The organism is Verrucomicrobium spinosum DSM 4136 = JCM 18804 (genome assembly GCF_000172155.1).
Classification (GTDB): domain Bacteria; phylum Verrucomicrobiota; class Verrucomicrobiia; order Verrucomicrobiales; family Verrucomicrobiaceae; genus Verrucomicrobium; species Verrucomicrobium spinosum.
The window spans coordinates 6,024,487-6,047,682 of record NZ_ABIZ01000001.1; the positions used below are offsets into that span (position 1 = coordinate 6,024,487).

A 23,196-nucleotide genomic window follows, 5' to 3' on the forward strand; every position below is an offset into this window, starting at 1 on the left:
GAGCGCACATCGAACTCCATGTCCCGCTAACGATTTCCTCCCCATTCGGAATAGGGATGCTCCGCCAGCCGGGAGTTAAAGTACCTGGGGTCGTGGGAGACTTCTGCCCCCGCCCAGGAAGGCTTGTCGAATGGAGCGTCCTCTGACGGCAGCTCAATCTCTGCCACCACCAGTCCGGCATTGTCCCCGTGAAATTCGTCAATCTCCCAAATAAACCCTCCATGTGCCCGGAGGTACCGGGTCTTCTCAATGAGGGGAGGCAGACACATCTGTAGCATCAGTTCCGCATCTGCTAGAGGCACGGCGTACTCAAACTCCGCCCGGGAAAGTCCGGAGCGGGCACCTTTGATCGTCAGGTAAGCTTGAGAGCCCGCCAGACGGACTCTCACCGTACGCTCCTTGTCGCGGCACAAGTAGCCCTGCCTGTAGGCCACCCCAGGAGGACCGGACCGCCAGAGATTGGAACAAACAAGGAACTTTCTCTCGATCTCAACTCCCATGTTCGGGCCCTACTTCTTGGGCAGCTGCTCCTGCACCACGAGGGAAAGCAGCTTGGCCTTCTCCTGCAAATCCTTCACCTCGGGGAGTGTGAAGGCCTTTCCTTCCGGCACATCCAGCAGGGGCAGCATCGCCGCCAGCCCGTCGTGCAAGTCTTTAATGTAGGGCTGTTCCTGCACATTGGGGTGCAGAGACTCCAGGCTGGCCAGGAAATACTCCACGATGTCTGCCCGCCCCAGGTTGCGACTTTTCTCTTCGCTGTAATTTGAGGCCACCGCCTGCGTGCTGATCTCAAAGGCTCTGAGCCACCCTCCCAAGGAAATCAGATGAGCCACGTCGGCATCACGGAGGAGCACCATTTCCGCTTCCACATCCGCTTGGGTGGACGCCAGTTCTTTGCGCAGCGTGTCCCAGTCGCCCTTGATGCTGTTCTCCAGCAGGCTCTGGCTGTGCTTGTTGATCCGCATGCCTGCCCCCAGGGCTTTGGCGTACTTCAGCAGGGCCCGGCCCACATTGTCCATCTCCTCGATCTTTTCACACTGCACCACCAGAAAGCCGTCCCCTATCAACACACCCAGCCCGAGAGCGATGAGCACGCGATCCGATGGTGCCTTGTCACTGATCGGGCGTTTGAGCTGGTCATAGGGCAGCGTGCCCAGGGCGTCCAGCTGGTCAAAAATCTTTCGGATAGAAGGCGTGGTAAACTCGTTGACGCCAAATTCCTCGCGGATGTGCTCGTTGCCCACCAGATCCTCAGGAACCGCAGCCTTGGTTTTGGCTGGTTTGCCAGCTGCCTCCTCTTTGCCCTTGCCCGTCTTGGCCTTATCCTTCTCCTGGGCCTGTACCATTCCGCCAAGCGCCACTGACGCCATCAGCAGACCGCCTACGAAGCGCTGACTGACGTTGCCTTCAAACCATGTTCTCATGCCGCGCATCCTAGGCGGACTTTTCAGGATTGCCAATTTTTCTGCATGGCAGGCAGGGGATGGCGGACGGCCAGTGTGAAGCATAGCTGCATTCGACACGGCTCGCCTCGAAGTGTTGTCGAAGTCTTGGCCAAAATCGAGAACTACCCCAACCTGTGCACAGTTCCTGCTGGAGGGAGGGGTAGCCACCCCCGACGGGGCAATTTGTTGCGTCGGAAATGCCACTTGACGACGCCTCAGCCCTTAACATCCTTCCGTTTCCGTTTTTCGTGCTCTGCCTCAACGACTAAATCTCTTTATGACCGATTGGAATGTGACCCTCTGGCTCGTGTGCTATGTGGCCGTGTTCCTGGGATTGAGTATTTTCGGAGCCCATCGTTTGCGCATCCTCTGGCTGTACTGGCGTCACCGCAAGGCTGAGCCCCAGGTCACCAGCACCTTTGAGACACTTCCTCGCGTCACCATCCAGCTCCCGCTGTTCAATGAGATGCACGTGGTGGACCAGTTGCTGGATGCTGTTAGCCAGATCGACTACCCGCAGGACCTCCTGCAAATCCAGATCCTGGATGACTCCACCGACGACACCACCCAGGTCTGCGAAGACGGTGCCTCCCGTCTCCGCGCCCGCGGCTTCGATGTGGAATACCGCCACCGCGACAATCGGACGGGGTTCAAGGCAGGCGCGTTGGAAGAGGCCATGCCTACCGCGAAGGGCGAGTTTCTCCTGATTTTCGACGCCGACTTCCTTCCGCCTGCGGACCTGTTGCAGAAGATGATCCACCACTTCAGCGACAAGAAAGTGGGCATGGTGCAGGCACGCTGGGGACACATCAACAAGCGCGACAGCCTGTTGACCCGCCTTCAGGCCATGATGCTCGACGGCCATCTGGTGCTGGAGCAGACTGCCCGCAGCCGCGGTGGATTTTTCCTCAATTTCAACGGCACCGCAGGCATCTGGCGCAAGTCCACGATTCTCGACGCTGGCGGCTGGGAGCATGACACGCTCACAGAGGACATGGACCTCAGCTACCGGGCCCAGATGAAGGGCTGGCGCTTTGTTTATCTCAAAGACATCCTCGTCCCCGCCGAGCTCCCGCCAGATATGGATGGCTTCAAGAGCCAGCAGCACCGTTGGACAAAGGGCAGCATCCAGGTGTGCAAGAAGATCCTCGGCACCGTCTGGCGCAGTGAGGAACCCCTCTCCGTCAAACTGGAGGCCACCGCTCACTTGGCCGCCAATTTTGCCTACCTGCTCATGTTTGGGGTGGTCATCCTGATGTACCCCGCCAATTTCATCTTCCAGAACTCCTGGCAGAAAGCAGTCTTCCTGGACCTCCCCGTCTTCTTCTTCGCCAGCCTTTCGGTCATCTTATTCTACCTCACCGCCCAAGGTGCCCAGCGCCCTTGGGGCTGGCTCAGAGCCCTCCCCTACCTGCCCCTCCTGCTGGCACTGGGCATCGGGATGTCCATCAACAATGGCAAGGCCGTTCTGGAGGCGCTCTTCAACCAGCAGTCCGAATTCGTTCGCACGCCCAAGTACGGTCAGCAGACCGCTCCGGTGCGCAAACGCAGCAAATACAAGGCTGCCCGCTCCGTCACCTTCTGGATCGAGTTTGCCCTTGCCGGGTACTTCTCATTCCTGGTGGTCATGGCCTTGATCAAAGGCCAGTGGATGTCAGTCCCCTTCCTGGCCATGTTCCAGTTCGGATTCCTCTATGTCGTGGTCGGATCCATGAGCAAATGGTGGAGCTTCCCCACTCTGTTCCCACCCACGCCGCCGGAGGAACCCTCCCAAGATCCCGCAGTTGCTTGAAGTTGGCACAAATTTCGCTATCGTATTTAATCACGGGAGCGGTGGTGCGAAATTGATGGAAAAATTGAGCAACTTTTGCTTCCGGAGCACTTATCCGCCGCCATTCATTCCTATGGCGCAGGTTGGAAGCCAGTCGTCCAGCTTGCAATTCCATTAACTTCGCTTAACTAGTTTACCGCCCCCCAGTTGTGAATTACCGGCCCTCGTGCATGAACTTCTGTCGCCTGTCTTCCAAACTGACCCGTTCACTCTGGGTTGTAGGAACAGCCACTCTGCTGAGTCAGTGCACGACCAGCAAGGTGGACCGGAACGCCAATGTGGTCGTAAGCGTGAAGGAACAGAAGCTCGCTCTCTACTCCAGCAATGGGACGCGTCTCAAGGAATATCCGGTTTCCACTTCCAAGTTTGGACTAAATGACAAACCCGGAGCCTACGGAACCCCCCTCGGGCGGCATGAGATTGTAGCCAAGATCGGCCAGGGTGTGAAGCCCGGATCCGTCTTCAAGAGCCGCCAGCTCACTGGGGAAGTGCTCAAGCCTGACGCCCCGGGCCGTGATCCCATTGTCACCCGCATCATGTGGCTGCGCGGGATGGAATCCCAGAACAAGAACGCCTACGGACGCTGCATTTACATCCACGGCACCGCTGAAGAACGCAACATCGGCAAGCCCGTCAGCTACGGTTGCATCCGCATGAAATCCAGAGATGTGATGGATGTCTTCGACCGCACCAGCATTGGTTCCAATGTCCTTGTGGTGGAAGGCAAGCTTCCTGGCCATGTCCCGGCGGCCATGCCGTCCCCTCTGCCAGCCTCCCCGGAGAACGCCCCTCCCATTTTCCTGAGCCCGAATCCCAACATGCAGGGACCCCTTGGCAAGCCTGAGGGTTCAGAGGCCATGCTCGCCCAGTCGAAGCAGACTGCGCCTGCCCCAGCCTCAGTCGCTCCAGCCAGCTCTCTGGCTCCTGGGAGTCAGGCGGCCCCCACCAGCCCTGCTCCGGTGTTGGCGGCCCACAATGCCCCCCCCGCCAAGCGGTCTCTCTTTAACTTTGGCAACATGCTGCGCCGCAGCAATGCGGAAGATGATCTCGTAGCACCTTCTTCACCTGACCCAGCGTCAGCCGCTTTTGCTCACGCCCCAGCAGTCCCCGCAACTCCCAGCAATGGGTCCCCCTCACCCGTCCTCGCTTCTGAAGAAGAAGCTCCCGTCCCCGGCAGCGAATCCAGCGCGGGCAACTTTGCCTCCCGTCGTCTCCAGAGCGGGGCTACAGTCATCTACTCCGCAGCCAGCGGTACTCCCGCCACCCCGGTGGTGTTGAAATCCAAGCGTACAACGCCCCAGAAGAAGGTCGCCGCCGCCACGCCCTGATTAGGGCTCAACTTCGGCACTGCCACAGATGCGTTCGTGGCTGCGTTTGTAAAAACGCGGTCAGGCCCCGCGCCACCCAGCGCCCCCGCTCACCCCACCAGGCCACGTCGCCCTCCGCACTTTCACAAGTGCAGCCACAATCTCCCTCTCACAGCCCCCTCAGTCGTGGCTGCGTTTGTAAAAACGCGGTCAGGCCACTCGCCACCCAGCGCCCCCGCTCACCCCACCAGGCCACGCCGCCCCTCTGCACTTTCACAAGTGCAGCCCCATACTCCCTTTCACGGCCCCCTCAGTCGTGGCTGCGTTTGTAAAAACGCGGTCAGGCCCCGCCGCGCCACCCAACCCCCTCGCCCCCCCTCACCAGTCCACCTCGCCCCCCGCACTTTCACAAGTGCAGCCCCAAACACCCTTTCACGGCCCCCTCAGTCGTGGCTGCGTTTGTAAAAACGCGGTCAGGCCCCGCCGCGCCACCCAACCCCCTCGCCCCCCCTCACCAGGCCACCTCGCCCCCCGCACTTTCACAAGTGCAGCCCCAAACACCCTTCCTCGGCCCCCTCAGTCGTGGCTGCGTTTGTAAAAACGCGGTCAGGCCCCGCGCCACCCAGCGCCCCCGCTCACCCCACCATGCCACGCCACCAGGCCACGCCGCCCCTCCGCACTTTCACAAGTGCAGCCACAAGCAAGCTCGCCCACGCCCGCCCACCTACTTCTCCGCTGCCGCCGTCTTCCCCGCTTCCACCACCCCATCCCTTGCCAGCACCATCCGAAAGCCAATTGTATCCCGCCGGGCATTGACCGGTGTGGCCATCCTGGCTGAAGACAGCAGCTCATCGGGATTCGAAGTGCGCCAGTTACCTCCTCGCACCGTGCCCATCGGGGGCACCCCCGCCTGCTTCGCCGCGGCGTTGTCGTAGTCAGTGTCCACCCACTCGCTGACGTTACCAGCCAGCCCGGTGAAACCCTTCTTGTTCATAGGCAGCGACGTCACCACGCCGAGCGCCGGATAGCGATCATCATAGTTGGGAATCGTCGCCGTGAGGTTCATGCGACGCGCCCCGGCCTCGTCGGCAAAGTTGTCGATCCCACGCGGAGGCGGCCAGTCATAGCCCCAGGGATAGACGCCGCGGATGCGGCTATTGCGCTCCGCGGGATCACGTCCGCGCTCGAGCGGCAGGCCCACTGCCCGGCTCCATTCTTCGTCCGTCGGGAGGCGATAGCGGTCACGCTTTTCGATCAACCCCAGCTCACGTTCCTTCTGGGTGAGCCATTCGCAAAAGCTGCGTGCTTCAGCGCGGTCCACTGCCACAACGGGGAAGGCCGCCCCCTTCTGCTGCTCGGGGGTCGTGCCCGGCCGACGCGCATTGGTCGCTTTCACAAATTCGGTGTAGTCACGCCGCCGCGTTTCAAAGGCGGCCATCAAGATGTCTCCGAGGGGGATGAACTTCAGGCCCATCGAGTTCCGCCACTCCCGCCCATAGGTCACGTTGCGGCGAGCCTCCATGTCGGCATAGAGTTCGAGGAGCTCATTTTCACTGACGTTCCCCTCCAGCACAAAATCGGTCAGCCCCTCACCCTTGAGCTCGTACTCGACATCCCCCGTTCGCACGCGAGGCAGCTCCAACGGGGTAATACCCAGCAATTCGTCGCGTTGAAAAACCCTCACCCCGCTGGGATTGGTGCGCACCAGCACACTGCCATACCCCTGCCGCTCCACGCGCAGGGAGAACGCCAGCCCCTCCCGCAGCTCGTCCCGGTTGTTGTCCACACCCGGCACGCCATCCAGATCTGGCGGAGTCCCCCCGCCTTCCGCATACGGCAGGGGTTCGATCTCGTAATGATGTTCGTTGGCCAGAAATCCCTTGGAGCGGTCCGCATCCGCCAGCCAGTAGCGAAACGCCTCAATATCGCCGGGGGGCACCACCACGATGTAGATCGGATTCTTCTCTCCCCGCAGCAGATACGGCACCACCCGACCCTCAAAGGGGCGTCCTGTGGCCTTGAGGAAGGCATCGAAGGCCTTCATCTCCACCGGCCGCTCACTCGCATGCCCCGCCTGACGCGGCAAAAAGGCCATGCTCAGACTGTTCACCCACCGCTCACCCGGTTGCGGCAGCTTGGAAGGCTCGAGCTTCAACTCATAGGTGGTGGGCGCTTTCTTGTCCGCCCGATGCTCCACCTCTTGCAATCGGAAGCCCGCCAGTCGCAGTTGATAGATCGCCGGCACGCCTTCGGATGGGTTCAGCGACAAAGGCGTGACCCCCAGCTTGAGCCCGTTCGAGTACACCTCCGCCCCCGACGGATCGGTGCGCAGATTCAGCAACGGCTCCGCCCGGCGCAAGGAGGCCTTCACAGGCTCCTGTCGTGCCACCCAAGCTCCCAGCCCCACCAACAGCAGGGCCAGCGCTGCCCCCGCCATCATCAGTTGTTTGCGCCTCGCGCCGCGTTCGGGCACGCGCTGCCCCTGAAGCGCCAGCACCATATCCTGGGCAGAGGCATATCGTTCCGTCGCATGCTGAGCACAGGCCCGGCAGATCACCCGATGAAGGAGACGCCACTGCTCCATGCCCTCACCCGACTCCTCAGCGCTTGGCAGATCCGGAAAGTCCAGCCGGTCTTTCCCGGTGCTGGCTTCGTACAACACCATTCCCAGCGAGAAAATGTCCGATTGCGCTGTCCCCGGCCCTTCCGGTGCGACAAAGCCCTCCGTGCCGACAAAGCTGCGTTGCCCCAGCAACGCCACCAGCCCGATGTCTGCCAATCGGCAGACCCCATCGATGAAAATCAAGTTCGACGGCTTCACGTCGCGATGGATGAGCCCGTGCTCATGCATAAAGTGCAACGCATCCGCCACCGTCTCCCCCAGCTTCAGGCACTCCGCCGCCTTGAGCCGCTTCGTCTTGTGCATGCGGGCTGTCAGCGTGAGGGAGCGGTAAGTCTCAGGATTGATGTCCCTCCCCCGCTCCACGTCATCAGCCAGCTCCATGACATAGTAGTAGAAACCCTCCTGATCGTTTCGTCCGACCTGAAGGATCGGCACCAGCCCAGGGTGCCGTCGAGAGACAGGCTCATAGCGCTTGATCGCCTCGAACTCACGCTCGAAGGCTTCGGGATAATCGTAGTCTGCCCGCCAGACCACCTTCACCGCCCGCAGTGCCCCGGTCACCCCACGGGCCAGCCACACCTCGCCATAGGCTCCGCGCCCGATCAGACGGAGGGTCTCATGGTCGTGGATGCGGGGGCGGCTGCGATCGCTGGAAGTAGTTGGGTTCACAATTCCTTGGTCACATTACGCAGCCGCATGCGAGTTTGTTCAACACCGGCCCACAGGGCAAGTTGCCCTCAGCCCGCAGGATCTTCAATCTCCAGGTAGGTGATGCCATTCACCTTGTTCTTGTCCGTGTCATATGACTGCACCCGCATCTGTTTCAAGATATAGGCGTCCTTGTACTTCTGCCCTTTACGGACCAGAAACTCCTTTTGAAGTTTCCCCTGCTGGTCATAGGCCCGCATTTTCATCATCGCGCCGCTCTCCTGATCCACCCAGATGCGCACCTGGCGGTAAGGTCCACGATTGTCAGGATTCACGACGTGGACCACCCAGCAGGTTTGAAAGCTCACCTTCTCCGCCCCGACCAACTCCGGCTTGGGCCAGTACAGGAAGCGCATGGAAAGGTCTTCGTAGTTCAGATGGGTGCCTTTCACCGTCTCTGAATAGAGCGAGACCGGCATCTCCACCTTGCCGGAGCTGTTGGTACGGGTCAGCTTGGTGCCATTCTCCTTGAGATCCAGATTGATGATCTCCTTAGATCCGCCCATGAAAGAAAAGCGGATCACATTGTCAGACATGGTCAGATCAAAGGGAACTTCTTCACCCGTGTCGTTGTTGCGCAGCTTGCCTTTGAGATTCTTCAGGTCCTGGAGAGCCTGGCTCATGCGGACGAGGCGCAAGATGTCTTCACCCGCCTTGACCTTGTCGGCCCCGTCTGCGGCGGCAGGTTGCTGGGCACGGACGTTGCCCACAGGCAACATCACCCCCAGACTACAGGTCAGGATGGCAATTAACGGCGCGAGAAAGAAGATTCGGGGGGTCATGGATACTTTTGTTGGAGGCGGCTTTTGACAGCCAGCCGTGAGCATTTACTCAAAGACAAAGGCCCTGCCAGAAAGTCTGCACGTGAACGCATGAACCGCCAACGTTTTCTCCTGCCTGCCATGGTCATCCTGACCCTGGCGCGGAGCCTGTTGCTGCCCATGTCCGGCCTCACGTCTCTGGAAGAGTATGTGCTGCGATGCGCCCATGAGCCTCTGGCGTGGCATGAGGGGCTCGGCCCACTGCTCCCATGGCTGGTGAAGATCAGCACCACCGCCTTTGGAGCGGGGTCCTTCGGCGTGCGGTTCTTCTCCCCCTTGATCATCTTTGCCGCTGGCTGGCTGCTTTGGGAACTGGCTCGCGGCCTTTTCGACAACACCACGGCGTCTTGGGCCCTGCTCCTCTTCCAGGTAGTTCCCGCCGTCAACATCGCCGCCACCACCATGACCCCCACCACCCTGGGGCTGGCCGGGTCGGTGGGCGTGCTCGCAGCGCTCAGACTAGCCCTGCATCGCACCCACCCCTGGCACCTGTACTGGTGGATTCTGGGCTGCGGTCTGCTTGCCCTGTCGCTTGTGGACTGGCGCTTCGCCATGCTCGGCGTCGCGGGCTGCGCCAGCATGGCGCTCACCCAGCGGGGCCGCCGGGCCCTGACCAAGTGGCCGGTGCTCCCCGTTCTCAGCGGCTTTCTCGTGGTGGCGATCATATTGTTCTATCTGGGAAACTCCCGGAATGGATGGGCCGGTCTCAACCCATTGCCCATGGCACCCGCTTTCGATGGAGTGGACATTGTGCTGCACCTGCTCGTAGCCTGCACCCCTCTTCTGCTCATCGCCTTCGGCTGGGTGCTCGTGCGCAGTGCCCAGAGGCGCAGCATGACCTACCACATGGCCTTTGTTTATGCCTTCATGTGGCCTTTGCTCACTCTGGACATGCTCATCTGGCGCAGCCTCCCATGGCCTTGTAGCGGCAGCGGTGCCTGGCTCGCCCCCGCCTGCATGCTGCTGGCTTACCTGTCGCTCACCTATGAGCCCGCCCCTCCCCGCCTGAAAGTGGGAATCCGCAGCTTCACCGTGCTGGCCGCAGCAGCCCAGTCTTGCTGGCTGGTGAAGGGCACCTGGCTCATCCTCCCCTTTTGATCAGAGCCGCATCCTCAGGTCACCTCACAAGCTTGTCATGTTCCAGGGCTTACGCATGAACAGAGTGAGAAAACTTAACATCTCTTAACGATATGATTTTTCTACAGGGCACCGCTGTTTAAGCTGGGAGAGTGACCCACTCCCTTCCTCCTCAAGGCACTTTGGAAGCCCTCCGGGCCAAATTTGCCCAGATTCATGATCCCCGCCAGGCTGGCAAAGTACGTCATCGCATTGATGAGGTGCTCATCATCGCTTTCTGTTCGACTCTCTGCGATGGCGAAAGCTATTTGGATATGGGGGATTTTGCCCAGAGCCAGCTGTCGTGGCTGCAAAGCTTTCTTCCTCTGAAGCATGGGGCTCCGTCCCACGACGTGTTTCGCAATGTGCTCATGGCCATACAACCGCAGGCCCTGCTTGAGGTGCTCACGGGCTGGTGTGGCGACCTTGAGGGCAGACATATTGCCATAGATGGCAAAGCTCTGCGCGGCACTCACAACGCTGAAACCGGCAGGCACTTGGTCCATTTACTACGGGCCTGGGTGGACGACTACCACCTCAGCGCCGGGCAGATCACCTGCCATGAGAAGAGCAACGAAATTGAGGCCATTCCCCGTCTGCTGGAAAGCCTGCAACTCAAAGGGGCCACCGTCACCATTGATGCCATGGGCACCCAAGCTCACATTGCCGAGCAAATCACCGGGGCAGGGGCCGATTATGTCCTGGCACTCAAGGCCAACCACCCAACGGCTCATGAGACTGTAAGAAAGCACTTCACGGAAGCCGAGCGCCTGGACCTCAGCCCCTCCCACCATCGCAAAAGCGTGACGCTGGAACTCTCCCACGGGCGCTGTGAAAGACGTGAGTACACCATCACTGAGGAACTTGACTGGTACCACAAGAGCTGGAAATGGGCCGGACTGCAAAGCGTGGCACAGGTGCGCCGCCAGGTGCAGCGCAGCCACGATGGGCCGCCGTTGGAAGAGGTGCACTACTTCCTGTGCAGCTTCAAAGCCGATGTGGAACGCCTTGCCAAACTGGTGCGCGGACACTGGAGTGTTGAAAACCGCTGCCACTGGGTGCTGGATGTGACCTTCAATGAGGACCACTGCCAGGTGAGGGACCGCAACGCGGCCCACAACCTCACCATCCTGCGCGAAATGGTCATCACCACCCTGCACCGGCACCCAGCAAAAGTCAGCCTGCGCAGGAAGCGCAAAATCGCCACCATGGACCCGGCCTTCAGGCTCCAAATGCTAGGCCTCCTTCATGCGTAAGCCCTGGTCATGTTCAGGGTGCAACGAACTTTTCGCTTGCCTCCGCCTTCCCGCACGGCAGGGATAGCCGCCCATGCCAGACATCCAGCCGCAGATTTCCGTCGTCGTCCCCCTCTACAACGAGGAGGAGAACGTCGCCGAACTTCAGCGACAGCTCAGCCAGGCCCTGGCAGGCCATTCTTACGAACTTGTCTTTGTGGATGACGGGAGCACCGACGCGACGTCCGCGCACGTGCAGAAGTCCGATCAGGTGCGCCTCATCTGTTTCCGCAAGAACTCAGGCCAGAGTGCCGCCATGTATGCCGGGATCATGGCCGCGCGCGGGGAGGTGATCGTCCTCATTGACGGCGATCTCCAGAATGATCCCGCGGACATCCCCGCTCTGGTAGGCAAATTGCAAGAGGGTAGCTACGATCTCGTCTGCGGCTACCGCGCCAAGCGGAAGGACACCGCCTTCAAGCGCCTCCAGAGCCGGATCGCCAATGCCGTGCGCAGCCGCTTCATCGGAGATGGCGTGCGCGACACCGGATGCTCACTCAAAGCCATGCGTCGTGAGTGCCGCCGCGCCCTGCTGCCCTTCAACGGCATGCACCGCTTCATCCCCGCGCTCATCCGGCACTCCGGTTACAAGATCACAGAAGTGCCCGTGAATCACCGCCCCCGCATTCATGGAGTGAGCAAGTACACCTTTGCCAACCGCGCCTGGCGCGCCACCAAGGACATGGTCGGCGTGAGCTGGCTTCTGAGCCGGATGGTAAAAATTGATGCCGAGGAGAGATAACCTCCTCCATCACAGCGTTAGTGCCAGTGCCGATGCTCCCTGTGCCCACAGGAGTTGATTGACTGCATCGTTGGATTCGTTCTTGACTCAACTCCAGCAGTCAGCATTCTCGGCAATAGTTTGTTCCAATCCATGAGCCTACGTGAACAGCTGCGGGAGATCCTGCCGCAAATCCTTCCTTCAGATCCCGCGGAGGCCATCAAAGGCACCGAGTTGATCCGTCTTGTCCGGTTCCGCCTGGGGGATGAGTACAGCGACGCCACCCTGCGCTACCACTTCTCCATCCTCTCGTATGATCCGGCCTCCCCAATCGCGAAGGTGGACCAGGGGCAGGGGTATTACATGCGGCTCGGCAAAACAGAGTCGCGTTCCGGAGCACCTCATCTGGGCATGTTTAGTCAGATCGATGATGTGCAGGATCTACAGAGCATGCGCTTTGCCCGATTCCGGGCCATTGTGGAAAGGCACTGCGTCAACGGAGCCCGCTACCCGTACCTCCTCACAGAGCCTCCGGGAAACAACTGGGAGCTGCCGGACGTGGTGGTGACGGACTGGGACTTTGAGACGGACAACGACGACACGCCTCGTCTGGATGAGACGATGCTCAGCCTCAAGCGGCACCTCGGGGTCACCACCGTGCGCCTCTCCGCCGTGCAGTTGAAACTGGAGGCCACGCTGGCCACTTGCAACGCGGACTTCTTCCAGGCCATGAGCGCCACCCGCTGGGCCAACCACGGTGAGATCTGGATCGCAGACAAGGTGAGCGATGAAGCCCTCGTGGAAAGTTTGCGCGTCCTCGGCCACCAGTATGGCGTGGGCGTGACCAGCTTCGGGCTCGATCTCACCCTCCTGGACGAGCTGCCCGGCCCCGATGAGATCCGGCGTATGACGGCATCAGAGTTTGAGTCGCTCCAGACCCTGCTCAAGTTTCAGCGGCTCTCCGTGGGCACCTCCCGTCCGCACCTGGACTGGCTGCACCTCGCCGCCCTGAAGAAAAAGCACGAAAGCCTCGCCGGCATGCTGGCCTGGCTCAACAGCTGCCTGGAGAACCGCAAACCGGTCTGGCCGGGGCGGGAGTAAGTTCCACGAACTCCCCACCCCTGCCCCCTACCGGGCCGCCTTCCGAATGTCACCGGCCATCGCCTCCAACTCTGACAGGGTCGTTTTCGCCGTCACCGTGACTTTCGTATAGGGCACATCCTTCCAGACCTCCGGCAGACGAAACGGCTCCGGCGGATTCCCTGAAGTCAGCGCAATGATCTGGGTGAACTTCAGGTCGCTGATCGTCACATGATTCGCTGCCTGCCAGCATCCGTTCGCATCATCGCGGGTGGACAGTCCATTGGGCGCGGCCAGAAACACGATCGTGCGAGGCTGGGGATCCCCTGCGAAGCTGTGAGCAATGCCGAGGAGGGCGGCCGGTGGGGCCGCTTCATCAGGAGCATTGGCTTCGGTGGTGTCCAGCGGTGCCAGTACCAGCACCGCCTCATCCGCTTTGGTCTTGCCCATCAGCGGCACCATGATGTTTTCCAGCGCCTGGCCACCCGCCGTGAATTCCTGCCTGACGACCGCGTGCCCCATGTTGTCCGGTCCCATGGTGGACTCCATAAAGGCAGCCGCCGCCTCCAGATTTTCGACGTGACGCAGGGAACGCTCTCCCAGATCCCGGCCCAGGATGCGCTGGTATCGCTCAAAGTCTGGCGTGTTCAGATCCCGTCGCAGAATGGCCGCAAACTGCGAGGGCTGGATATCGGGCTTGTTCTTCTTGTTGAAGTAAAAGACGAAAGACAAGGCCCCCATCAACACGAGCCCCCAGGGCAATCCGCTGACAAAAAGACGCACCAGACGTCCCGAAGGGGTGATCTGGGAAACTGAATCTGATTCTTCCTGGTTCATGAATTCGCGGAGGCTCGCTGAAGAGGCACTTTGATCTTACGCTTTTGGATGGGCATGGGCCACCTGTTCCCAGACAGCTTTCGCCGCCCGCTGGTAGGCCCCACCCTCTCCCAGGCGTCCCACGGTCTCCCGCAGGTCTTGGAGAAGCAGGTGTCGGGGCTCCCCCTCGTCCATCAGTTCCAGCACGCCTGCGGCCAGAGGCTCGGGGCGGAAATCGCCCTGCACCATCTCCTTCACCACCTGACGTCCCGCCAGGATGTTCACGATCCCGAGGAACTTGATGCGCATCACCGCCCTACCCACCACATAAGTGAGCGGGTTGACTTGATAGACCAGAATATAGGGCATGCCAAAACAGGCAGACTCCAGCGTGGCCGTGCCACTGGCCACCACGCCCACCTGCACCTGTTGCATGAGATCATACACGGTGCCGATCTCAATCCACTCCTTCGCTTCCGGAAAGCCCGCCGCGTCTGCCAGCTCCTGCATGAGCCCGGCCAGCCGGGCATTGGCAGCACTCACCACAAACCGCGTCCCAGGGCGCTGCGATTGCAGGCGTCGGGCCGTCTGGATCAGGGTCGGGAAAAGACGCCGCACTTCATTGGCACGGCTTCCGGGAAAGAAACCCACCAGGTCCGGCTGCCGTGAGATGTTTTTGGTCAGGGCTTTGACGCGATCCACCATGGGATGTCCGGCAAACTCCGTCTTGAGACCGCTCTTCTCATACAGCTCCTTCTCAAACGGGAAGATGCAGATCATCAGATCCAGCAGTTGAGCCATCGTCTTCACCCGGCCCTTCTTCCAGGCCCACACCTGCGGGCTGATATAGTAGATGATCGGGCGGTCGTAGCCGGCGTCGCGGAGAGACTTTGCCAGACGCAGATTGAAGCCGGGATAGTCCACCAGGATCACCGCATCCGGTTTCTCGCGGGCCACAATGGCCAGGGCATCGGCCATCTTTTGCTTGAACCAGCCGTACACCTTGAGCACCTCCCACAGCCCCACCACACCGGCGTCCTCCACCCAGTCCAGCATGGAGTCACCGCCCACCTCCTTCATCTGGGGGCCGCCATAGCCGTAGAACCGCACGTCCTCCCCACCTCCGAGTTCGAGGACACTGCGCATCAATCCGGAGCCGTGAGTGTCCCCGCTGATCTCGCCCGCCAGGAGAAAAAGCTTTCTCATGACAGATGGACCGGCTCGTTCTTCTCAATGGCCTGCGTGATCAGGATCGCCAGCTTCAGCGCCTCTGTCCCCTGCTGCCCACTCACCACTGGTGTCGCACCCTGTCGGGCACAATCCACAAAGGCGGCGAGTTCCAGCTTGAGAGGCTCATCCTTCTCCACCGGCACATCCTCACGGGCGATGCCCATGCCCTCGCGACGGTACATGTGGCCGGATTGTTCTTGATAGTCGAGCGAGATGTAGCCTTCCCCGTGGAAGACCTGGATCTTCCGCATCTTCTTGTCACTCACACGGCTGGAGGTGACGTTGGCCACACAGCCGTTGGCGAAGCGCAGGCGCGCGTTGGCGATGTCCTCCCGCCGGGTCAGCACCGGCACCCCCACAGCGTCAACGCTTACCACGGGCGAGCGCACGAGGTGCAGAATGATCTCAAGGTCATGGATCATCACATCCAGCACCACGCCGATGTCCATGCTCCGGTTCGGGAACGGGGAAAGCCGGGTGGCCTCGATGAAGCGTGGCTGCTGCATCCGGCTCTCCAGTTGCTTCATCACCGGATTGAATCGTTCAATGTGCCCCACCTGCAGCACCAGCCCCTTCGCATCCGCCAGAGCCACCAGTTCTTGAGCCTCGGTGAGGGATTCACTGAGTGGTTTCTCCACCAGCACATGCTTCCCTTGTTCGAGCAGGAAGCCCGCCACCTGACGGTGGGCAATGGTCGGCACCGCCACCGCAGCCGCATCCACTTCCGCGGCGAGTTCTTCCAGAGTGGTCACCGCCTTGGCCCCGTAAAGGGAGGCCAGTTCCTCGGCACGGGCCCGGTCCAGATCATAGATCGCTGTCAGTTGCGCCCCGGGCAGGCCAGACAGCACTCGGGCGTGGTTCTTCCCCATGGCACCGACTCCGGCGACTCCAACTTTGATGCGATCACTCATGTGTCGCGCATGTTGGCCAGCGGGGGATGCAGCCGCAAGTGAAAAGGGGTGCGGCGAAAGGCCGCCCTTCTCCTTACTGCTCAAGCAGCCCGGCCAGATAGCGCTTCAGTTCCTCACGCATGTCTTCACGCTGCAGCCCCCACCAGAGATTTGCTTTCACGAAATCGAGCTTGTTGCCGATGTCGTGACGTCGGCCTGCATAGCGCACACCATAGAGTGCCTCCCGCTGCATCAGTGCCGCCATGGCATCGGTCAGTTGCAGTTCTCCGCCCTTGCCAGTTGGGGTCTGATCCAGCTGCTCGAAGATGGAAGGTGAAAGGATGTAGCGGGCCGACACCGCCAGCCGGGAGGGTGCCTCCGCAGGACTGGGCTTCTCCACGAACTTGTCAGCTTTAAACACCCCGGGCTCGATCTCAGCGCCACCCAGAATCCCATACCGGCTCACCTTCTCTGCCGGCACTTCTTCCAGCGCCACGGTAGAGCCGCCATGACGCTCATGCACATCCAGCAACTGCCGCAGTACCGGCTTCGCACCATCTGCCGGCGAGACCAACGCGTCTCCCAGCAGCACCGCGAAGGGTTCACCCCCCACATGCTCCCGGGCGCAGCGCACGGCATCTCCCAGACCGCCCATCTTGGGCTGAAAAACATAATGGATCCGTGCCAGGGACTGCAGTTGCCGCAGTTCCGCGAGTGTCTCGTGACGCCCCTTCGACTCCAGATCTGCCTCCAGTTCAGTGTTGGCGATGAAGTGCTCCTCAATGGACCGCTTGCCCCGGCTGATGATTAGCAGGATATCGGTGATGCCACTCGCGACAGCTTCCTCCACCACATACTGGATCACCGGCTTGTCCACCACCGGGAGCATCTCCTTGGGCACCGCTTTGGAGATGGGGAGGAAACGGGTGCCGAACCCGGCGGCCGGGATCACGGCTTTGCGCACTTTAGCAGTCATGATGAATCGTTCTCGGTCTGACGTGAAAGGTTGCTGGGATCAGGGGAGGATTTTGGGATTGATCACCTCGATGTCCCGGCTGCGGAATGCCTCCACCAGCCTGCCAAACATGGCTTCATCCTCAAAGGTGCCCACAATGGCTCCACCGCTCCCGGTGAATTTGGCGCTGGCACCCACATCGCGGGCGATGTCCACCATCTCCAGGTTTCCGGGACTGATCTTGTAGAGCCGCCGGCGCAGGTCGAAGTTCTCATTGAGAAGCGGACCGATTTCCCGCCCTCTTCCCGCGAGCAGCATCTCCTTCACCCGTTCGGCAAGATTCGCCCACTGGTACATGGCAGACACCACTTCCCGTTCTCCGCGATTCCAGCGGCTGCGAATGTCGTTGTGAAAGACTTCCGTCCCCTCGCTCAGTCGCTTGGTGTAGGCCACATACACGTTCGGCAGGAGAGTCGGATCCAGCTCCTCGTAGATGCCGTGACCATAGGTTTCCATGTGACCGCGGTTGAAGTCCATGAAGACCACCCCCTCATACACCTGGATGACACGATCCTGCAGGCCCGCCGGGATACCCAGTTCATCATTCTCCACGCTGAGCACTAGACTGGGCTGAATGTGCTTGGGAATCTGCTCCTCCACCCCGTAGAACTCCATCAAGGCGCGCAAGCACGCGCAGATGATCGCACTGCTGCCCGCCATGCCCACCTGTGGCGGAATGTTGCTGCTGTAGCGGAGGGTGAAGTTGCGGTCATGCAAGGTGATGCCTTCCTTCGAGCAGTAGTCGTGGAAGCGTTTCACCGTCGCCTTGAGCAGGCGGATACCACCATAGTAACCAAACTGGGCCACGTCTCGCGCCAGCTGACCGATGCTGGGGAAGACCGAATGGTCACGGTCACTCGGCTCAATGGTCAGCTCCGGCGTTTCGAAGAGGACGATCTCAGCCTCGTAGTTCCGGATTACGAAGGAAATGGTCTTCCCAAAATATCCGTCGGATGGATTGCCGACCAAGCCGGCGCGCGCGTGTGCTTTTTTACGAATGACCATGTGGGAGAAGAAACTGCTGTCTGGCGGAGAGGGGCGCGATGCTATAGCCGCGCCGCTCCGTTTGACAACCGCAAAGCAGCGCCTCCGCGCCCTCTCCCCTCCACGGGGAGAGCGCACCGCTCACTCACGAAACCACCTTGACCCCCAGCTTTTGTCACCCTAGGTATCGGCCCGCTCCGCCCTGGCCACCAGGTTTGTCCGCAGCCCTACCCCTTTTTCACCATGAAATATTGCTACGAAGACCTCGCCGGGATGATTGACCACTCCCTGCTCCATCCCACGCTCACAGACGCTGAGCTGCAGGCGGGTTGCAAACTCGCTGCCGAATACCAGGTGGCTTCCGTCTGCATCAAACCTCATGCCGTGAAACAGGCGGCAGCCTGGCTGGCCGGGACCGGGGTGAAGGTGGGCACCGTGGTCGGCTTTCCCCACGGCAACAGCCTCTCCGAGGCCAAACGTTATGAGACCGAACTGGCCTGCCGTGACGGGGCGGTGGAGATCGACATGGTCATCAATCCCGGCAAGGCCATCGGTGGTGCCTGGGATGAAGTAGAACAAGAAATCCGCACCATCTGCGACACCGCCCACCAGCAGGGTGCCAAGGTGAAGGTCATTCTGGAAACCGACTACCTCCGCACCGGCGGGGCTGGACTCTCCAGAGACCACTTGATCGCCAAGCTCTGCCAGCTCTCGGAGAGCGCCGGAGCCGACTGGGTGAAAACCTCATCCGGCTTCGGTTTCGTAAAACAGCCTGGCGGCGGCTACAACTACTGCGGCGCGACCGAGCATGACTTGGAACTGATGCGCGCCAGCGTTTCCGACAAGGTGCAGGTAAAGGCGGCCGGCGGCGTTCGCGATCTGGACGCCCTCATCAAGGTGCGCGACCTCGGAGCGACCCGCTGCGGAGCCTCCGCCACCAAGGCGATGCTCGACGAGTACCGCCGCCGCGAGAAGTCCGAACGGGCTGGCGTCGCCCCCATCCCCACCGCCGGCGTGCTCGGCGCAGGGGGGTATTGAGTTCCTTCCTCTGCTTGCTCTTACCCTCCGCATTCCTCGCTGTGGTAAGCGCCCCCATGGATTCGAACCCGGAGGGTTCACCATGAATAGCCATGTGGTGCAACGAGCGTAGCGAGTGAAACCCATGGAACACGTGGGTCAGAAACTTCTACCGCGGAGCGGTAGGCCATCATCGCAATCAAGCACATCAGGCAGGCGCTTCCCGCTCAGGGCCTACCGCTCCGAAGCAGCACACTGTTGACGTGATTCCACGGGTTTGGCTCGCTAGACGCCTAGGCTCCTGTGTTTCGGGAGAATGGAAAATACCAAAATCCGTTTGCACCCCCAACACACTTTGTGATACAAAGTGAACCCATGGCCTCCGCGTCTCCCCATGACACTGCCTTGGAACATCTCCGGATCATCCGGACGCTGATGGAGCGCTCCCACATCTACCGGGCCGTCTCCGCCCCCGCTGCCTTGATCGGCGGCATCCTGGCGCTCTTCGTCAGCGGCTATGGCATCTGGCAGGAGTACCTGCGGGAGGCAGTCACTGGCGGTGATCCCGGTTTTCGCGGGACCCGTTTCCTCGTCGTGTGGCTGGCGCTGCTCGTTCTGGCCAGCGTCATCAACCTGTTCCTCCTGATGAGGGAATCCAGCGACAAAGGCGAACCGGTTGTCACCGATGGCTTAAAGATGGCGCTCCGAGCCGTCGTGCCGCCGCTCTTGACCGGTGGCATTCTGGGGATCTGCCTCATCGTCTATGTTCAGCAGATTGAGCTGGCGGCCCTGGTCTGGGTCCTCTGCTACGGACTAGCCCTCCAGGCTACGGTCAGCTTCGCTCCACGTTCCATCATCCATCTAGCCCGGGCCTTTCTCATCACAGGCCAGGTGCTCACCCTTCTCTGGTTCGCGATGGGTGGCCCCGGTCTGGCCATCTGGAATGGCGCGGTCGCTTCGGCATTTCTGGGGCTGACGTTTGGCCTCTTTCATGTCATCTATGCCGTGGCCGTCTTCTTCAAGTCGTCCACCGCCACCGGCCCGCTTGTCTGAGCCCAGCCCGCCGCCCGCCACGGAATAATGATCGACTTCTCCCAGCTTGACCGCGTCATCCATGAAAAGGGGCGGCTCGCCATCATGACCGTGCTGGCCTCCCGCAGCCCGCGGGCCTTCCAAGACCTCAAATCTGAACTCGGCATGAGCGATGGCAACCTCATCTCCCACTTGCGAACCCTGACCAAGGAAGGCTACGTCCGTGAACTCAAAACCACCGCCGCGGACAGCTCACGCCCCTGCACCAGCTACGAGATCTCCGGGGCCGGGAAGAGCGCCTTCAATGCTTACCTCAAAGTGCTTGAAGCCATCGTGAAGCAATCGCGTCCCTCTTGAGTTTTTTTGCCCACTAACTTTGCCACACAAAGTAAAACCACCCCCACGAACCCCATCTACAGTATGAACATCACCTTGGCCAAACATCACGGCATGTGCTTCGGCGTCCGCCAGGCCCTGCGCTCTACGCACGACGCCGCCAAACGCGGCCCCGTCACCCTGCTGGGCCAACTGGTCCACAATCCTCTGGTGGATGCCCACCTGCGCACCCTTGGGGTACAACAAGGTGCCTTGGACCGCCCCGGCAGTGCTCCCACTGACGAAGTCATTATCTCCGCTCACGGCGCATCCGACCGCGACAGGTCTGCCTGGAAGGACAAAGGTCATCAAGTCACAGACACCACCTGCCCCTTAGTCCGCAAGGCCCACGATGCCCTGGCCACCCTGGTGGAAGGTGGCTACTTCCCGGTGGTCATTGGTCAATCCACGCACGTGGAAGTAAGAGGACTGGTGGGAGACTTCCCTCATGCCCAAGTCGTGCTGGAAGATAGCGACCTGGATCATCTGCCCCATCATCGCCGCTACGGTGTCATCAGCCAGACCACCCAGCCCTTGCTTCGCGTGCTCCGCTTGGTGGAGGCGCTAAAACAGCATCATCCCCAGTCGGAAGTGCGCTTTGTGGACACCGTTTGCCACCCGACCAAACAGCGTCAGAGCGCCTTGGAAGACCTGTGCCGGAAGTGCGAGGTCATCATCGTGGTCGGCGGTCGTAACAGCAACAACACCCGCCAGCTCACAGAAGCTGCCCGCCAACTTGGCTGCACCGCCCACCAGATCGAGCGTCCCTCAGAGATCGACCCCGCCTGGTTTTCGCAAGGGCAGGAAGTCGGTGTGACGGCTGGCACCTCCACCCTGGACGAGACCGTTCGCGAGGTGGTGGACCGCCTGAAGAGCATCGCCGCAGAGCTCCCCCAACCCGGCCTCTTCCAAGGTTTGCTGAGGCAGAAAAGCTGATCCCCACTCCATCCTCCCAAACACAGCCCCTAAAAATCCCATGAACATTCCCAGCTGGATCCAGTACTTCGAACGCAATCGCTCCAACTTTGATGAACCTCCGCTCGCCCCGGACGCAAGCCCGCTACCCGATGGCCTGCGCCTGCCTCTGGCCGCCTCACTGGCCGTTTTCCAGCTTGGCGAAACCGGCGGTGGCACCCGTCTCATGCGTTACGTAAGACGAACCCTCCGCCACCAACCGGAAGCTCTTGAGGGGTACGACCTGGCGGTGCGCCTGTTCATAGCAGAGGAACATCGCCACGCCCAGCTGTTGGAAAAGCTGGTGACCTACCTCGGCGGCACCTTGTTGCAGAGGCACTGGTCAAACACCATCTTCCGGCGTCTCCGCACCCTTTTCGGCATGGAGTTCAATATTCAGATCCTGCTTACTGCCGAACTCATCGCCGAGGCTTACTACGGCCTGATTTACCGAAAGACCACCGATGAGGAGGTCAGGTCATGCTGCCATAAAATCCTACAGGACGAAATGCGCCACATTGCCTTCCACACCAGCTTTTTCCAGCAGCGGCTCACTAGCATGCCCCGCCCGCTCCGTAAAATGTGGCGCGTGGGCTTCAGAGCATGCCATGCCATCACCGCCACCATCGTGGCCTGGGATCACCGTCGGCTCTTGAAATCTCTGGGCATTGGCCAAGGGGAATTCGTCCGGCTTACCCTGAAGGCTGGACAACGCTTCCTCCGACGGCTTGACTCTCGCTCCTCTTCCTGGCAGCCTGACATTTCTTTGCGTTCCTGCCAAAAAGCTTCGCAACTTGCCACCCCCCGCTAAGTTTCATCGCGACCACACGTTACGGCAACATGTCCCTGCACGACACCATGAAACGGTTTCTCACTCCCGCATTGCTCTGCGCTCCGGTGCTGGCCCTCTGTCCGACCGCTTCCGCTCAAGAAGCCCCCGCGCTCACTCCCGAGCAGACCGCGAGCATCATGAAGCAACTCGAACAAATCGAGGGGCAGATCACCAAGAACCGCGGCGATGCCCTCAGCGCGGCCTTGACCCGCTTCCGAGCCGCCATGAACGGAGACAAGGAGGCGATCGACCTGTGGCTTGCCTGTAACAAACTTGAAAACTTCGACAAGCGCGACCTCAAGGCCACGGAATTCCAGACCTGGAAGGATCAGCAGGATAACCGGATGAAGGACCCTGATTTCGCCACCGGTCTGCGTCTTCAGTTGGAATATCTTGTCCTCAGCATCCAGGCTCAAGATATCAAGGACATCGAGAAGATGGGCCCAACTGTCGCCGCATTGCAGGCCTACCTTCCTAAGACCATCGGTGCCGTACAGGCCACCATGAAGCACAACGCTTCCGGGGCCGTTGAGGAAAAGAATCCTGGAGGTCGTGGGCCTGGCGGCAACAGAGGCGGCGGCGGTGGCAACCGAGGAGGCGGCGGCGGCAACTTGGGACAGATGCTCCGTCAGCCCGTTAAGGGCTCCATCTTCAGCCAGGCTTACACGCTGGACCAGATGATGAACCGTCAGGATTGGGAGTACTCCCCCCTGAACATCAACGGCATCTACAAGAACGTCATCCTCCCCTACTACCTGGATCAGAAACCAGCGGATGTCCCTGCCCAGTATGATGCGATGATCAACGCTGAGCTGACCATGCGAAAAGGGACCATGAGCGAAACGGAGTTTGCCCAATACTACAAGGAAGAAGGTCCCGACCTCCAGTGGGGCAGGGCCAGCTACCTCCTCCAGCACAAGATCACGCCAATTCTGGCCATGGCCGACATGCTCAAGATCATCCGTGAGAACCCCACCCACCCCAAGGCGGGCGGTTGGGTGAAACAACTTCGCGAGGCGGTCAACCAGACCCAGATCCCCACCACGCCGACCTCCTCAGAGCCGGCACCCGCCGCCCCCCAAACCTAGCGGCAGGCAGGGTCAC

21 protein-coding genes are annotated in these 23,196 nt (G+C 60.7%); 12 read left to right on the top strand and 9 right to left on the bottom strand.

Annotated elements, in window-relative coordinates:
• Positions 1-26 precede the first annotated feature (26 nt).
• Positions 27-500 carry a CYTH domain-containing protein gene (locus tag VSP_RS24430; RefSeq protein ID WP_009964003.1) on the bottom strand — a complete coding sequence of 158 codons (474 nt, stop codon included), beginning with the start codon at positions 498-500 and terminating at the stop codon, positions 27-29.
• Between the two features lie 9 nt (positions 501-509).
• Positions 510-1,424 carry a hypothetical protein gene (locus tag VSP_RS24435; RefSeq protein ID WP_157211035.1) on the bottom strand — a complete coding sequence of 305 codons (915 nt, stop codon included), beginning with the start codon at positions 1,422-1,424 and terminating at the stop codon, positions 510-512.
• Between the two features lie 298 nt (positions 1,425-1,722).
• Between VSP_RS24435 and VSP_RS24440 the strand changes: the two genes are divergently transcribed.
• On the top strand, positions 1,723-3,237 hold the full coding sequence (locus VSP_RS24440; RefSeq protein ID WP_009964006.1) for a glycosyltransferase: 1,515 nt from the start codon (positions 1,723-1,725) through the stop codon (positions 3,235-3,237).
• A 209-nt stretch (positions 3,238-3,446) separates the two neighbouring features.
• A complete protein-coding gene (locus VSP_RS39980; RefSeq protein ID WP_009964007.1) occupies positions 3,447-4,604 on the top strand; it encodes a L,D-transpeptidase in 1,158 nt (385 codons plus the stop codon).
• Positions 4,605-5,307: 703 nt separating this feature from the next.
• Here VSP_RS39980 and VSP_RS24450 read toward each other — a convergent pair.
• Positions 5,308-7,875: a bifunctional serine/threonine-protein kinase/formylglycine-generating enzyme family protein gene (locus VSP_RS24450; RefSeq protein ID WP_009964008.1), complete on the bottom strand. Its 2,568-nt coding sequence runs from the start codon at positions 7,873-7,875 to the stop codon at positions 5,308-5,310.
• Positions 7,876-7,943: 68 nt separating this feature from the next.
• Complete coding sequence (locus tag VSP_RS24455; protein ID WP_157211036.1) at positions 7,944-8,696, bottom strand: outer membrane lipoprotein-sorting protein; 753 nt, start codon at positions 8,694-8,696, stop codon at positions 7,944-7,946.
• Between the two features lie 90 nt (positions 8,697-8,786).
• On the opposite strand from VSP_RS24455, the gene VSP_RS24460 reads away from it, so the two are divergent.
• The 4 genes from VSP_RS24460 (at position 8,787) to VSP_RS24475 (ending at position 12,968) form a co-directional block, all read left to right on the top strand.
• On the top strand, positions 8,787-9,833 hold the full coding sequence (locus tag VSP_RS24460; protein WP_009964010.1) for a glycosyltransferase family 39 protein: 1,047 nt from the start codon (positions 8,787-8,789) through the stop codon (positions 9,831-9,833).
• 131 nt (positions 9,834-9,964) lie between these two features.
• Positions 9,965-11,107: an ISAs1-like element ISVsp7 family transposase gene (locus tag VSP_RS24465; RefSeq protein ID WP_053332335.1), complete on the top strand. Its 1,143-nt coding sequence runs from the start codon at positions 9,965-9,967 to the stop codon at positions 11,105-11,107.
• Between the two features lie 73 nt (positions 11,108-11,180).
• Positions 11,181-11,888 (top strand): glycosyltransferase family 2 protein, encoded by a 708-nt coding sequence (locus tag VSP_RS24470; protein ID WP_009964012.1) that lies wholly within the window; start codon positions 11,181-11,183, stop codon positions 11,886-11,888.
• A 132-nt stretch (positions 11,889-12,020) separates the two neighbouring features.
• Positions 12,021-12,968 (top strand): hypothetical protein, encoded by a 948-nt coding sequence (locus tag VSP_RS24475; RefSeq protein WP_009964013.1) that lies wholly within the window; start codon positions 12,021-12,023, stop codon positions 12,966-12,968.
• 27 nt (positions 12,969-12,995) lie between these two features.
• Here the strand turns inward: VSP_RS24475 and VSP_RS24480 are convergent, their stop codons facing one another.
• From VSP_RS24480 to VSP_RS24500, 5 genes are all read right to left on the bottom strand, one after another.
• Positions 12,996-13,784: a hypothetical protein gene (locus VSP_RS24480; protein ID WP_009964015.1), complete on the bottom strand. Its 789-nt coding sequence runs from the start codon at positions 13,782-13,784 to the stop codon at positions 12,996-12,998.
• Positions 13,785-13,820: 36 nt separating this feature from the next.
• Positions 13,821-14,969 carry a lipid-A-disaccharide synthase gene (gene lpxB, locus VSP_RS24485; protein ID WP_009964016.1) on the bottom strand — a complete coding sequence of 383 codons (1,149 nt, stop codon included), beginning with the start codon at positions 14,967-14,969 and terminating at the stop codon, positions 13,821-13,823.
• Positions 14,966-15,904 (bottom strand): Gfo/Idh/MocA family protein, encoded by a 939-nt coding sequence (locus VSP_RS24490; protein ID WP_009964017.1) that lies wholly within the window; start codon positions 15,902-15,904, stop codon positions 14,966-14,968. The genes lpxB and VSP_RS24490 overlap by 4 nt, the downstream gene beginning before the upstream one ends.
• Before the next feature lie 73 nt (positions 15,905-15,977).
• The gene (gene galU / locus VSP_RS24495) at positions 15,978-16,859 is read right to left on the bottom strand and encodes a UTP--glucose-1-phosphate uridylyltransferase GalU (RefSeq protein ID WP_009964018.1); all 882 of its coding nucleotides are present in this window, start codon (positions 16,857-16,859) and stop codon (positions 15,978-15,980) included.
• A 39-nt stretch (positions 16,860-16,898) separates the two neighbouring features.
• A complete protein-coding gene (locus VSP_RS24500) occupies positions 16,899-17,903 on the bottom strand; it encodes a mevalonate kinase family protein (protein ID WP_009964019.1) in 1,005 nt (334 codons plus the stop codon).
• Positions 17,904-18,125: 222 nt separating this feature from the next.
• Between VSP_RS24500 and deoC the strand changes: the two genes are divergently transcribed.
• From deoC to VSP_RS24530, 6 genes are all read left to right on the top strand, one after another.
• Complete coding sequence (gene deoC / locus VSP_RS24505) at positions 18,126-18,920, top strand: deoxyribose-phosphate aldolase (RefSeq protein WP_009964020.1); 795 nt, start codon at positions 18,126-18,128, stop codon at positions 18,918-18,920.
• Positions 18,921-19,274: 354 nt separating this feature from the next.
• A complete protein-coding gene (locus tag VSP_RS24510; RefSeq protein ID WP_009964021.1) occupies positions 19,275-19,952 on the top strand; it encodes a hypothetical protein in 678 nt (225 codons plus the stop codon).
• 27 nt (positions 19,953-19,979) lie between these two features.
• Positions 19,980-20,288, top strand: a complete 309-nt coding sequence (locus tag VSP_RS24515; protein WP_009964023.1) for a transcriptional regulator — start codon at positions 19,980-19,982, stop codon at positions 20,286-20,288.
• Between the two features lie 63 nt (positions 20,289-20,351).
• On the top strand, positions 20,352-21,242 hold the full coding sequence (gene ispH, locus VSP_RS24520; RefSeq protein ID WP_009964024.1) for a 4-hydroxy-3-methylbut-2-enyl diphosphate reductase: 891 nt from the start codon (positions 20,352-20,354) through the stop codon (positions 21,240-21,242).
• A 40-nt stretch (positions 21,243-21,282) separates the two neighbouring features.
• On the top strand, positions 21,283-22,071 hold the full coding sequence (locus VSP_RS39985) for a ferritin-like domain-containing protein (RefSeq protein ID WP_009964025.1): 789 nt from the start codon (positions 21,283-21,285) through the stop codon (positions 22,069-22,071).
• A gap of 47 nt (positions 22,072-22,118) precedes the next feature.
• Complete coding sequence (locus VSP_RS24530; RefSeq protein ID WP_157211037.1) at positions 22,119-23,180, top strand: hypothetical protein; 1,062 nt, start codon at positions 22,119-22,121, stop codon at positions 23,178-23,180.
• Positions 23,181-23,196 lie beyond the last annotated feature (16 nt).